Source organism: Taibaiella koreensis (assembly GCF_003545715.1).
Classification (GTDB): domain Bacteria; phylum Bacteroidota; class Bacteroidia; order Chitinophagales; family Chitinophagaceae; genus Taibaiella; species Taibaiella koreensis.
Genome location: NZ_QVNU01000002.1, coordinates 201,014 through 214,239, shown reverse-complemented (window position 1 = coordinate 214,239; position 13,226 = coordinate 201,014). Strand labels below are relative to the sequence as shown.

The window sequence follows — 13,226 nt, the reverse complement described above, 5'->3', positions numbered from 1 at the left end:
AAGTGGCAATTATCTCCTTACTTTGACATTATGGTACATTACGCATCGGATGTAGAAGCTGTAAAAGCTTTACAACAGAAATACGAAGAGCTACGCAAGGCCGTCGGGCAGGTGATCGTGGGACAAATGGATGTGGTGGAAAAGCTGGTGATCTCCATTTTATGTAATGGACACAGTCTGCTGGTGGGCGTACCGGGGCTGGCCAAAACCCTTCTGGTAAAGACCGTGGCAGACGCCCTGGACCTGTCCTTTAAGCGAATACAGTTTACGCCCGACCTGATGCCGGGCGATATCACCGGCGCAGAGATACTGGATGAGAACCGCAAGTTCAAATTCATGAAAGGCCCGGTATTTGCCAATATCGTGCTGGCCGATGAGATCAACCGTACGCCGCCCAAAACCCAGGCTGCCTTACTGGAGGCTATGCAGGAACGTAATGTTACAGCGGCCGGCGAAGAGTACAAGCTACCTGCCCCCTTCTTTGTGCTGGCGACGCAGAACCCCATAGAACAAGAAGGTACTTATCCTCTGCCGGAAGCGCAGCTAGACCGCTTTATGTTCCAGATCATCGTGAACTATCCTGCTTTTGCTGAAGAGGTACAGATCGTACGGCAGACTACCAGCCCGCAGAATACGGTGCTGCCCAAAGTACTGCATGCCGAGGAGATACTGTACTTCCAGCAACTGGTGCGCAAGGTGCCTGTGCCCGACAATGTGCTGGAATACGCCGTGCGACTGGTACAGCAAACACGTCCCGATAAGAAGAACAAGGATAGCCTGGCCACACAATACCTGGCCTGGGGCGCCGGTCCGCGCGCATCGCAGAACCTGATCCTGGCTGCGAAATGCTATGCGCTGCTGCATGGTAAATTCTCTCCTGATATCGAGGATGTAAAAGCTATGGCCCTTTCCGTGCTGCTGCATCGCGTAGTGGGTAGCTATAAGGCGGAAGCAGAGGGCATCGCCATCAGCGAAGTGATCGGGCGTATGCTGTAAGCTGTTATGGCGTACCTTTGCAGTGAGAGGGCTCGCTATTGATGCCCGTAGCTAAAGCTAGCATAATGGTAATGGAAGAAAAGAAATCGCTGTTCGAGCGTTGGATCATATTAGAAGCAGACCTGGTGGAGCGTTTTGGCAAAAAGCCGAATATGGAAGCGATCCTGTTCCTCATCGGTATGAACGAATACCGCGGACGGGTGCCCAAGATCAAATTCTCAAAAGAGCAGAAACAAGAGCTGATGCACGTAGCCGTATGTACGCTGCTATGCCGTGGCGGCTATTATATGCTGGAAGGTTACGATGATGAAGGCTGGCCGCATTTCAGGGAGCTGAAGAAAGTAGAGACGGACCAGAATACGCTGGCGGCGCAGGATATATTCCTCAAGGAATACATTCTGGATTATTTCGGGGTTGACTGATGCCCTCAAAAAAGGAAAACAGAATAGCCGGCGTCGTAAGCGCCGGCTATTCTGTTTTCATACAGCTCAGGAGGTAAATTCTTTATTGATACCCGGCTGTAATGCTCACCGGTACCATTTCCTTAGTAAATTACAGCCATGATCATTCCCAAATATCCCTCCACCGGTATTACTATATTCAGCATTATGAGCGCGCTGGCGCAGGAACACCAGGCGATCAACCTGTCGCAGGGTTTTCCCGATTTTCCCATAGATGAGACGCTAAGCGAGCTTGTGGCGGCAGCGATAAAGGAGGGCTATAACCAATATGCGCCTATGCCCGGCCTGCCGGCGCTGCGACAGGCTATCAGCCGTAAAGTAGCGCACTTCCAAGGTGTAGACATCGACCCCGATACAGAGATTACTATCACGCCCGGTGCTACTTATGCGATCTATACCGCTTTTGCGACGCTGCTGCAGCCCGGCGACGAAGTGATCGTGCTGGAACCGGCTTACGACAGCTATGTGCCGAATATCTATGCCAACAGCGGTATCCCGGTACGCGTGACCCTTAACGATCATGATTTCAGTGTTGATTGGGAAAGGGTTTTCGCGGCGGCATCAACGCGCACCAAGGCCATCATTATCAACAATCCTCATAATCCCTGCGGCAGTACCTGGACTGCTACAGATTTTCAGCAGCTGATACGGCTGGTGCAAACATACGGGCTATATGTGTTCGCCGATGAAGTGTACGAGCACCTGGTCTACGATGGTAAAGAACATCTTTCGGTATTACGCTTTCCCGAACTGCGGGAACGCAGCTTTGCGCTCTATTCCTTTGGAAAAGCCTTCCACTGTACCGGTTGGAAAATGGGTTACTGCATTGCGCCGCCGGCGCTCACTAAGGCATTCCGGGACCTGCACCAATACCTGGCTTTCAGCGTCAACACGCCAATGCAGCAAGCGCTGGCCATTTACCTGGAAGACCTGGAACGATTGAAAAGCACTACCAGGCTGCTTCAGGGTAAGCGCGATTTCTTTCTGGAGCAAATGAAGGATACCCGGTTCCGCTTCGACCGGCCTGCGCAGGGAAGCTATTTCCAGGTCATGAGTTACGAAGCCTTGTCTGACCTGCCCGACCAAGAATTTGCCCGCTGGCTGACGCAGACGCATGGCGTGGCTACAATACCGTTGAGCTCCTTCTATGGTCAGCCCGGAAATCAGCGCCTGGTACGGTTCTGCTTTGCTAAAAAGGAGAGCACACTGGAGGCCGCTGCGGCAAGATTAAGCGTTCTTTAGGATCTGCCGCCAATTTTGTCAGAAAATTTCTATAATGATTTCTTTTGAAGGCCTTTATTCTATACTTTAGTTATAGCAAAAAACGCTGTTATGACCATTAAGACCCTATTCACTGCTTGCCTGCTCAGTCCGCTATGGGCTGTGGCGCAAGACCAAACCGAAACCCTGCCCAAGGATAATGCGCCTAACCAGCCCAACCAATTCAGCATTGCCGTAAACGGTGGGCTTACCTTTCCTTTTACCGATGTAAAAAAGAAGTCGAAGCAGCCGGTATTCGGTATTGGCGCGCAGTACGCGGCCATGCCCTGGCTCGGCATTAACCTCGATGTCCAGATGGGCAAGCTGAAAGCCGGCGACCGCAACGATGCCAGCGTATACAATATGGAATTCAGCAATAGCTTTTTCTATGGCGCAGTGACCGCCCGTTTTTATCCTTTGCGCCTTGCGCTTACCGGTAAATCTGATGCCGATGTGCAAACCAATATCAAATATCTTGGCGGCCTGTATGCCGGAGTAGGCGCCGGGTTTATTGTCAATAAGGTAGAGGCACGTTCAACCTCCGATCCCAATGTCGGCCTGATACCAGATCCTGATGGCGCCGGTATTGTGGTGCCCGCCGAGGTAGGCTATTATTTACCTATAGCACATCTCAACAAAGCCTATACGGGAAAAGTGTACGGCCGGTCCCAGCTTTCGCTCAATATTAACTACCGGCACAATCTTTCCTTTTCCGAAAAGCTGGATGGCTACAATCCCACGGGCTATTCCAACAAAAGCAAGGATGCCTTCAGTACACTTACTGTTGGTTTGTCCTATAACCTTTGAGGCCGGTTTCCCGGACGAAGCGGCTGCCTGTTGACGGGCAGCCGCTCTTGTTTATGGAAGGAAGTAACTGGTTCCTTACCGGAGCAGCCTAAGGTGTCAGCGTCATGTATGCGTGCTGTTTTTAATGATTACTTTACTTGCATTTAATAATTAAGCAATATCTGTTTCTTCATTTTGCAGGAAGCGTGGGAAAAACACATTGAACCAATCATTATGTCGCTGCTATGGCAAAAAGAGAAATAGACCTGCTGGTACTTTCCGATATACACCTGGGCACTTATGGCTGTCATGCCAAAGAGCTGCTTCAGTACCTGAAAAGCATTAAACCCAAGGCGGTCATTCTTAACGGCGACATTATTGATGTATGGCAGTTCAGCAAGCGGTACTGGCCGCCAACCCATATGATGGTGATCAAGCACCTGATAGGTCTCATTACCAAGGGCGTGCCGCTGTATTATATTCCCGGTAACCACGATGAGATGCTGCGTAAGTTCAAAGGATTTCAGCTGGGTACGCTGAAGATCTGCAACAAGCTGTCCATCAAGCTGGGTGGGGAAAAGGTATGGATCTTCCATGGCGACGTGTTCGATGTGGTGATGCAGCATTCAAAATGGCTGGCCAAACTGGGCGCTATTGGCTACGATACCCTGATCCTCATCAACCGTTTCGTCAATTTTATCAGCGAGAAGATGGGCAGAGGCAAGATCTCCTTTTCCAAAAAGATCAAGAATGGCGTAAAAAGCGCTGTAGCCTTTATCAATAAGTTTGAATCTACTGTATGTGAGATCGCTGCCTCAAACGACTACAAATATGTGATCTGTGGTCATATCCATGAGCCGGCTATGAAGACTATGGTGACCGAAAAAGGCCCGATCCGCTATCTCAACTCCGGCGACTGGATCGAGAACCTTTCCTCGCTTGAATATACTGATGGAGAATGGAAACTTTACCGCTACACCGACGACCCGGTAGCGCAATCGGTAGTGCTTAAGAGCAGCCAGATCCGCAAGGAATCGACCAAGGAGCTGTTTGACAGCCTGCTCGCCGAAATGAAGCTGGTACAGAAATAGCGACCGCTTGTTTCCCCCTATTATTGACCATTCCACATCATACCCCTAAATGAAAATACTTTTCGCGGTACAAGGTACAGGCAACGGCCATCTGAGCCGGGCGAGAGATATATATCCCGAATTGATGAAATATGGAGAGGTCGATCTGTTGGTAAGCGGCTACCAGGCCGATCTCAGCTTGCCTTACCCGGTAAAGTACCGTTTGAAAGGGCTTAGTTTCATCTTTGGCAGGCATGGCGGCGTGTCGTTATGGCAAACCTTTCGCCGGCTCAGCCCCTGGCGGTTCTTCCGGGATATCTATCATTTGCCGGTGGAGGATTATGACCTCGTGGTCAACGATTTTGAGCCGGTATCGGCCTGGGCCTGCAAGCTGCGCAAGGTGCCTTGCATTGCGCTAAGCCATCAATCGGCAGTGGTGCAGGCCGCATCGCCCAAGCCGGAAGTAGCCGGTTGGTTCGGACGATTCATTCTGCGTTATTACGCACCTTTCTCTTCTTATTATGGCTTTCACTTTGAGCGGTACAACGACAAGATCTTTACCCCGGTTATCCGCAGGGAGGTCCAGGCCCTGACGCCTGTCAAGGGGAATCATTATACCGTTTACCTGCCTGCTTACGACGATGCTGCGCTCATCCGCTTTCTTCATCGTTTCAAAGGCGTAACCTGGGAGGTGTTTTCAAAGCATAACAAAGAAGCGTTTACTTTTGAGCAGATACAGATTCGTCCCATCGAGAACGAAGCCTTCCTGGAGAGCCTCGAGTCTTGTTCGGGAGCCTTGTTGGGCGCGGGATTTGAGGGGCCGGCAGAGGCGCTTTATCTCAACAAGAAACTATTGGTCGTTCCTATGAAACGACAGTACGAGCAACAATGCAATGCCGCCGCCATCCACCGCCTGGGTGTGCCGGTGATCGATTCGCTTTCAGCAAAATCATTCCGTACCGTGCACCAATGGTTGCTAAATGACGATAGGGTAGCTGTGAAATTTCCGCGGGAAACCGCTGCTATTGCGGTAAGCAAAATGATCGAAGATTTCATCCACGATACCGCAAATCATTTCAACAAGGCGCATGCCTGATAGAGTTCGTTCCAAGTTAAAGCCAGGCCGTTGCAGGCCTGGCTTTTTTTGATCCTTTACTTGATCTGTTTACGCTTCGGGGCAATCTTTGCTCTGGCAGCCCACATAAGCGGTGCATAGCACAATGCCGCATGAAGCCTGCGGATCGCAGCCGCATCCGGTGCCGGATACAGCACATCCTTTTCCGGTAGCACCGCCAAGAATCGCTTCCTGCAACTTGTCGTTCAGTCCGGTGATGGTTTCTTTGGTAAGGGTCAGCTTTCTGCCCAGGTCCACTTTCTTCTTTTTCATGTTTGGTCCATTTATCGGGGTGGTTCACTCCTGTCTTCTGGTAGTTGCACAGCGCCCTGGAGTGATTGTTCAGCGCAAAACGGGTTGATTTTTTATTTTACAATAATACAAATATAATCCATCAGATCATCAAAAGTGATATGTATCATCCGGTTTGGGCGTAAGGGAACGTTAAAAAAAACGGGGCTGTCCCTTTTTGGAACAGCCCCGTATACCTGATTCAAGAATGGTCTAGAAGCGATACATCACTGTAAGATTGGTATTAACACCGGTAATCGATTGCTTATAGTTGGTCAGCAATCTTCCCGCAGAATTGACACGGTTATCATTTTCGATCTTAAAGTTGGGCCGGGACCCGAAGAAATCGGCATTGACGCCAACGCCCAGGTGCCTGCCAATGTCATAGCGCAAACCCACGCCGGCCTGGTAGCCAAAGGTAGTGGCGGTGCTTTGTTTCTGGCTGAACTGGTTGCCTTCGCCATCTTCCAGGAATACTTCGTATCCGGCCAGCTTTGCGTTGACTACACCGGCCAATACCCTGAAATCAAGATGCCATTTATGGGCAAAAGGGAGAGCGTAATAAGGGCCGATCATGAAATTGAAAGTACTGTTGTTCCCTTTGCGGTATACCGTGGTGCTATCCAGGTCAAAAGCTTCTTTGAAGCCGTCGGCCAGGCTTTGCGACCCGTGAAAGCCAAAGCCCTGATAAGAGATCAACGCGGCTACACCGAAATTGTGCTTGATAAAATACACTCCGGTAATACCAATATTGGCGCCGGTGCTGGCATAGCCGGAAGCATCCGAAGTATAGTCGGATTTGGTATAATTTCCGAAAACGGGGGAAAGCCCGCCGGTAATGCCGATATAGCCCTTTGCGGTTGTTGATTGTTGTTCCTGCGCTGTGGCATTAAATGCCAGGCCCATAACCAGGGCTGCGATCAACATATATGTTCTTTTCATTTCGATTGTTCTTTTGCTGGTGATTATTGAATATTGATGTGGAAGTTAACATCAGCGTCGGTCGATCCGGGATCACAGCTGCCGTTCTTTACATTGGGCTGGTGGCGCAATTGGACATTCAGGTTGCCGGAACTTGCAGCGCCCGTAGTAAACTTATCCTGTAGGCCTATTTCCAGCGGCGGATTGTTGGTATCCTGGTCGGTACGCTGTACGGTAAGATTGAGGTTGCCATCCATATCGAAACAGATCAGGTGATAATTGGCGCGCTCTTGGATCTCTGGTGTAATCGCGGCAGAGGGTGTCTTGCTGTCGTCCCAGAATTGTACCTGCACATTGTAAACAGCGTTGGCGTGCAGGTTTAGCTTGGCCAGCGAAGTATCCGGCGGGGTAAGATCGTCGGGGTTAAGGTCTTTCCAGCTCGCCGTCTGTACATCAGACGGATCGTTGGCATTGGTAGCCACCAGCTTTACCGTAGTCAGGAATTCATTTCCCGGCTCCGGCGGCGCCACACTTTTTTCATCTTTCTTACAGGAGGTCCACAGTGTGGCCGTTGCAGCGAGGAGGGCAATACCCAGAATGACTTTTTTCATTTGCTTATTGAATGCGTTTTAATAATTAAAAGGAAAGTTTTGCCCGGAGGGTAAAATTGATACCCAGGTCGTCGGCATAATAGCGGAACAGGTTAAGGTAATCGCGGTAGGCAAGATTTGTAAGGTTATCTACCGAGAAATTCAGATCAAGCGTTTTTTTGCCCAGCGGCATAGCGCAACCCATGCGTGCATTCCAGATGGAATAGCCCGGTGGCGGCGGTATCGCGTCGGCGTCGGGATTGACATAGCGCTGCCCGAGCACGCTTATATTTTCGAGTGTCACATAAGCATTGTCCAGGCGCAATATTTGTGGCAAATGGTAGGTGATCCCGTTCAGGAACCGGGAAGGCGGCATATACACCAGGCCGTCGTGCTCACTCTTATTGGTCGCACGCAACAGCGATGTTTTAGAGAACAACGTCAGCTGCTTTATGGGGTCCCATTGCAGCGTGATGTCGGCACCCAGCAGACTGGCGTTGGTCTGTGTGTATTGATAGCCTGGATTGGCCCCCTTGCTGTTGACCACAACACCGATGTAACGGGCATAGATAAAATTGTTGATCTCGTTGTCGTACAGGTCTACCTGTGCTTTCAGCTTATCGGTATGGTAATTCAGAGAAAGCGTGGTATTGTACGAGCGTTCCGATTTCAGTAAAGAATCGCCTATTTCGAAGCGTGCTGCGCTCAGGTGAATTCCCTGGATATACATCTCATTGATGCTTGGCGGACGCCAGCCGGTGCCAAAATTCGCATTTAGGGACAAATGATCGTTGAAGTTATAGGTTACGCCTGCCGTGCCGGTAACAGAGTTGTAGTTATAGGTATTGTCGTACAGCTCCAGCGACGTTGGATTACGCTGGTATACCTGCAACCACCGGTAATCGTAGCGCAAGCCAGCTTCAAACATCCATTTGCCGGTTTCATAACGTTCTATAGCAAAAGCCCCCGCGCCATAATTCCTGAAGTTGGGGATCAGGTAACGCAGGCCTGAATAGACATTACCTTGGGTGCTGCCGCTGATGCCAAAAATACCCGAGAAGCCATTGACCGAGGGTTGCTTATAAGCAAGGTCAAGCGTATGCGTTACGATCTTGAATTGCACCTGCGGTTTGAACAGCAGCGATGAGTCGGAAGTATAAGGCAGGTCTATGTCGTATTCGCTGCGTACATCCTGTTGCCGGGCATAGCTGAGCGAGAGGCTGCCATGATTGGCGAATACATGCTCCGCTGCAGCCCGGAATACCTGGTGGCGGATCGATTGGTAACTCCGGTCGATCTTGTAGCTGAATTCATCCGGCGTAATCGGTTTGGCCCGGGCGAAAGCGGCAAGCAGATCCTCCTTGTTGCCCACGTCGGAACCTCTGAAAATACCGAGCTTGGCATTGTACTGGCTGTAAGAAGCGGAGAGATTAAGGAACTTCCATTTATAGCCCAGCTGTGCCGAGAAATCCTCTTCGGCCATGCCCGTGTTGAACAGGTAATAATTAGCAGTGCGGAAATTGCCCGAACGCTGTAATGTTCCCTGTACCCTCCAGGACAAGCCGCTTAGCTTTTTATCGAAGGCGCCCTGGAGCATGCCGGAGATAGTCCCCATTTGCCCATTGGAAGAGGCCACCGCGCTTATGCTGCCGCCGATCGTCTTTTGCTCCGGTAAGGGTGCAGGATCAAGCAGGATGACGCCCGCTATCGCATCGGCGCCATAGCGGATGCTGGCGGCGCCTTTCAGCACAGTGATCTTATCCGCCGTGAAAGGATCGATCTCCGGGGCGTGGTCATTACCCCATTGCTGTCCTTCCTGGCGTACGCCGTTGTTGACCAGCAATACCCTGTTGCCGCTGAGGCCATGGACAACAGGCTTGGACAAGGTTGGTCCGGACTGGATGGCGTTGACACCGGCCAGTTGCTTGATGGATTCGGCAAGGCTTTTGCCTCTTACTTCAAGCAGACTGTTGCCCGCCAGCTCTACATGCGCTATAGTGGCGATCTCCTGGCGTTTCTGCCCGGTAACCAACACTTCGCGCAGCTGCTCCGTTCCTTCAGCAAGGGTAATGTTTGCGATGCTGTCTGCACCAGGCAGGGACAACCGGCGTTGCACACCGGCATAGCCTACCTCGGACAAGAAGAGCGTATAGTTGCCGGGACAAAGGTCCCTGAAGCGGAAGATACCGTCGACATCACTTGTGGCAGAAAGGGTATCTTTAGCCGAGAGCATAACGCTCACGCCCGGGATAGCGGCCCCATCCTTATCGCGAATGATACCGCGGATCTGTTCTGTACATCCCTGTGCCTTTCCCGCCAAAGGGGATAAGACAGCCAGGAGCACTACCATGCAAACGAACACGAACGGCCCTTTTGCATACCTGGAATGTGTATTCATGGAAAACGTTGATCTGCGGGATATGAAACATATCCTTTACTAAGGCCATACCGGTACATGCCATGAGCAGCCATGCAGGGTAACATTGCCATTTGAAATGTGGTAAAAATCAGATCAACGCAGGCGGACCGCGCAGCGCTGTATGCCCGGCTTCGGGACTCAGGCCTTTCTGCGTTTGCAGCACAAAGAAATCGTTGTGCGCAAAAGGTGTATAGAAGGAAAAATGTAATGTGCTGGTAAGAAATACGGGCGTCTGGAGGTCGAGAAAATCGCAGTGATGGTGGACCTTCTCAAAGGAGGCATGCGCATCGCCGTCATGGTGTACGCAATCCACCGTATCCTCGTGGCCCGTAAAGCTATGCAGGAACTCGTGCGAAATGCCATTGAGCAACAGCAGCGCGGCTATCGCAACAGAAAGGCTTATATGCAAAACACGTTTCAACATAGACTTGTAACCGCAAAGGTAGGCTTTTTTTGTAAATGCAACTGAGTAGCAGGTAATTTAACGAGGGCAAAACATATGCCGCTGCATGCTTTTCGCTGTACTGATTATTAGTTACTTTTGTTACCTGAAAAATAAAAACCTATGCCGTTATTTAAGTTCCGGGTCTATTGGGAAGATGACGATAATATTTACCGCGATATCGTGTTGAAGACAGGCCAGACCTTTCACTCTTTTCACGAAGCCATATTAACTGCCTTTGAATTTGACCATAAGCATAAAGCCTCCTTTTTCGCGAGCAACGACAATTGGAACCGTGGCCGGGAAATCGCTTCCGATGTGCTGGTCAATAAAAAAGATGCACCAGCTTTATCCATGATCAAAACGCCGGTGTCGGCCCTGGTAGAAAAGCCGGATGAAAAGTTTGTCTATACTTACGATCCTGCAAAAAAATGGACTTTCCTGGTAGAGCTGATCGGTATCGACAAGGAAGAGGACAGCAAAAAGGAATATCCGCTGTGTGTTAAGAAAGAAGGTGTGGCCCCCGCGCAAACCGGTATTAAGGGCCTGGCCAACGAAAGGTTGATGGAGATCGAAGAGAAATACGATCTCAGCTCGGAAGATATGAGCGAAGGCTATGGCAAAGAAGGAGATGACGACGGCGGCTCTTCTTCGGAAGAGGAGAGCTATGGCAGCGAAGCGGAGAGCGAAGGGTCCGAAGATTTTTAAGAAATAATAGTACGAGATACGGACCTGGCAGCATCTTTACTGCCAGGTTTTTTTTGAAAAGGAAAAGCTATGGGGGAAAAGCAGCTGGTGGTTATCGCCGGGCCTACGGCCGTGGGGAAAACGGATGTCGCGATCCGGGTGGCGGAGCATTTCGGCACGGAGATCGTTTCGGCCGATTCTCGGCAGTGCTACAGGGAAATGAGTATCGGGACGGCGAAGCCTACGGCGCAAGAGCAAGCCAGGGTAAGACATTATTTTATCGATTCGCACAGTGTTACTGAAGAGCTGAATGCGGCCGGCTATGAGGCTTTGGCGCTGGATTACTGCGATGCCATTTTTCAAAACAACGAGGTGGCAGTAGTCTGTGGTGGTACGGGTTTATACATCAAAGCGCTGTGCGAGGGGATCGATGTGATGCCGGCAACAGACCGTGCCGTAGAGCAAGCCCTGCAGCAGGCGTACGATCAGCATGGGATAGGATGGCTACAACAGGTCGCTGCTGCAGAGGACCCGGAATTCTTCGCCATTGCCGAGCAACAGAATCCTGCCCGGCTCATTCGCGCACTGGCATTTAAGCGTACTACCGGCACTTCCATAGTACACTATCGCAGCGGGAAGGTGAAAAGCAGACCCTTCAATATACTGAAGATCGGTCTGGAGCTGCCGCGTGAAGCGCTGTATGAGCGCATTGACCGGAGGGTGGATCAAATGATGGCAGCCGGATTATGGGAAGAAGCATCGGCGCTTTACCCGCTGCGGCATTTGAAAAACCTGCAGACCGTGGGCTATAGCGAAATATTCGACTGCCTGGACGGGCGCATCAGCAGAGAGGAAAGCATTGCGCTGATCAAACAGCACAGCCGCAATTACGCCAAGCGTCAACTCACTTGGTTCCGTAAGGACAAGGAATATCATTGGTTCCGGCCCCAGGACGAAGAGACCATTCTGTCCTTTGTCAGCGGAGAGATCGGTAAGAAAAGTGTTTAGTACGTTTTTCCTTTATAAAATACCTTGAACATATTGGCCCCGAAGCGATATTGTACCACATCGTAATCAAGGCGCCAGTCGGCGATATCGGCATTGGTCACGTCGTAAATATCACCTTCGGTGAAGAGACGCAGCACTTTGGCGCGGTTAACGTAGGCTACAGAGTTATAAGCTACCTGGAAATTGTCGGGATAATAGCTTTCCAACGTATAGACCTGTCCCTTGTAAAATACTTTAAAATAGCCTGTTGCATCCTGGAAGGCCACGATATTGTCTTTCACCACAAAATCGGGCTGGAAGAAGCCAATGTTGTAAACAGAATCCTGGTAGTATACTTTGAAGTAGTTGTCGTAACCTACGAAGGCTACCAGGTTATCTCCCGCAGCATAGCTATAGGGTGGGAAATTGTCCAGTTGACGGGTTTCGCCATCGTGAAAGACCTTGAATTCCCGGTTGGCGTCTACGTAAGCGACATTATTGCGGCCCACATCAAAGCTGGTGACCAGGTAGTTTTCCTGTGCTATGATATTGCCACGGTAAAATATGTGGAACTGGTTGGCATAATTGACGTAGGCAGCTATATTATCAGACACCTTGACGCTGGGCAATGCGCCCGAAGCGATATCCATTTCGCTGGAAACACGGACAGCATTAGGATCGGTGTTGAACAGATTGGTTGTATTGGTTGCGGCCAGGAAGCCTTCGATCTGATGCACCTCGCCGTTATAATACGCCCGGAATTCCTTTTGCACGCCTTCGAAAAAGACGACCAGGCTATCGCCGGTATAGAATTGCTCGCAATATTTGGACAGGTTCGTAATCTTGCCCTGGTCCCATACATTCAGCGCCCGGGCATTCTGGTAGGTGATGAGGTTATCGGTTACCTGGAAGTTCTGGGTAAAGCCGTCATTGATCTTTGTTGCACCGCCATTACTGTATATCTTGAAGCTCCGGGAATTATCCAGGTAGGGAATAGCTATGCGTCCTATTTTAACCTGGAGGGGAACCAGGTATTCGATCTTGCGGATCATGCCATTGTCCCATACCATAAATTGATTCTGGAAACTGGTATAGGCTGAGAGTTGCGCCCGGCCGGGTGTAGCCACAACGAACAAAAGGAAAAAGAATAGTAAATGTTTACACTTCATAAGCATGCTTTTCCAGTGAATATTACCCAGGCG

The 13,226-nt window shown here is 50.4% G+C and carries 14 protein-coding genes; 8 read left to right on the top strand and 6 right to left on the bottom strand.

Annotated elements, in window-relative coordinates; translation table 11 throughout:
- Window positions 1-30: 30 nt before the first annotated feature.
- The 6 genes from DZK30_RS07895 to DZK30_RS07870 all read left to right on the top strand — a co-directional run bounded on the left by DZK30_RS07895 (window position 31) and on the right by DZK30_RS07870 (window position 5,669).
- On the top strand, window positions 31-996 hold the full coding sequence (locus DZK30_RS07895; RefSeq protein WP_118973588.1) for an AAA family ATPase: 966 nt from the start codon (window positions 31-33) through the stop codon (window positions 994-996).
- Between the two features lie 71 nt (window positions 997-1,067).
- Complete coding sequence (locus tag DZK30_RS07890; RefSeq protein WP_118974013.1) at window positions 1,068-1,418, top strand: hypothetical protein; 351 nt, start codon at window positions 1,068-1,070, stop codon at window positions 1,416-1,418.
- Between the two features lie 138 nt (window positions 1,419-1,556).
- Entirely contained in the window at window positions 1,557-2,699 is a 1,143-nt protein-coding gene (locus tag DZK30_RS07885) for a methionine aminotransferase (RefSeq protein WP_118973587.1), read from the top strand.
- Between the two features lie 90 nt (window positions 2,700-2,789).
- Entirely contained in the window at window positions 2,790-3,524 is a 735-nt protein-coding gene (locus DZK30_RS07880) for a hypothetical protein (protein ID WP_118973586.1), read from the top strand.
- Window positions 3,525-3,748: 224 nt separating this feature from the next.
- Entirely contained in the window at window positions 3,749-4,594 is an 846-nt protein-coding gene (locus tag DZK30_RS07875; protein WP_118973585.1) for a UDP-2,3-diacylglucosamine diphosphatase, read from the top strand.
- 49 nt (window positions 4,595-4,643) lie between these two features.
- Window positions 4,644-5,669 (top strand): glycosyltransferase family protein, encoded by a 1,026-nt coding sequence (locus tag DZK30_RS07870; protein WP_118973584.1) that lies wholly within the window; start codon window positions 4,644-4,646, stop codon window positions 5,667-5,669.
- A 69-nt stretch (window positions 5,670-5,738) separates the two neighbouring features.
- On the opposite strand, the gene DZK30_RS07865 is transcribed toward DZK30_RS07870, so the two are convergent.
- The 5 genes from DZK30_RS07865 to DZK30_RS07845 form a co-directional block, all read right to left on the bottom strand.
- Complete coding sequence (locus DZK30_RS07865; RefSeq protein ID WP_118973583.1) at window positions 5,739-5,960, bottom strand: class I lanthipeptide; 222 nt, start codon at window positions 5,958-5,960, stop codon at window positions 5,739-5,741.
- Window positions 5,961-6,191: 231 nt separating this feature from the next.
- Window positions 6,192-6,920: an outer membrane beta-barrel protein gene (locus DZK30_RS07860; RefSeq protein WP_118973582.1), complete on the bottom strand. Its 729-nt coding sequence runs from the start codon at window positions 6,918-6,920 to the stop codon at window positions 6,192-6,194.
- A 23-nt stretch (window positions 6,921-6,943) separates the two neighbouring features.
- Window positions 6,944-7,510: a hypothetical protein gene (locus DZK30_RS07855; protein ID WP_118973581.1), complete on the bottom strand. Its 567-nt coding sequence runs from the start codon at window positions 7,508-7,510 to the stop codon at window positions 6,944-6,946.
- Window positions 7,511-7,535: 25 nt separating this feature from the next.
- Window positions 7,536-9,887 (bottom strand): TonB-dependent receptor, encoded by a 2,352-nt coding sequence (locus tag DZK30_RS07850; RefSeq protein WP_118973580.1) that lies wholly within the window; start codon window positions 9,885-9,887, stop codon window positions 7,536-7,538.
- 109 nt (window positions 9,888-9,996) lie between these two features.
- On the bottom strand, window positions 9,997-10,332 hold the full coding sequence (locus DZK30_RS07845; protein ID WP_118973579.1) for a hypothetical protein: 336 nt from the start codon (window positions 10,330-10,332) through the stop codon (window positions 9,997-9,999).
- Window positions 10,333-10,473: 141 nt separating this feature from the next.
- Here DZK30_RS07845 and DZK30_RS07840 point away from each other — a divergent pair, with 141 nt between their 5' ends.
- Both DZK30_RS07840 and miaA read left to right on the top strand, forming a co-directional pair.
- The gene (locus tag DZK30_RS07840) at window positions 10,474-11,058 is read left to right on the top strand and encodes an IS1096 element passenger TnpR family protein (RefSeq protein WP_118973578.1); all 585 of its coding nucleotides are present in this window, start codon (window positions 10,474-10,476) and stop codon (window positions 11,056-11,058) included.
- A 69-nt stretch (window positions 11,059-11,127) separates the two neighbouring features.
- On the top strand, window positions 11,128-12,045 hold the full coding sequence (gene miaA, locus DZK30_RS07835; protein WP_118973577.1) for a tRNA (adenosine(37)-N6)-dimethylallyltransferase MiaA: 918 nt from the start codon (window positions 11,128-11,130) through the stop codon (window positions 12,043-12,045).
- Here the strand turns inward: miaA and DZK30_RS07830 are convergent.
- Complete coding sequence (locus DZK30_RS07830) at window positions 12,042-13,193, bottom strand: hypothetical protein (RefSeq protein WP_162902938.1); 1,152 nt, start codon at window positions 13,191-13,193, stop codon at window positions 12,042-12,044. The genes miaA and DZK30_RS07830 overlap by 4 nt on opposite strands.
- Window positions 13,194-13,226 lie beyond the last annotated feature (33 nt).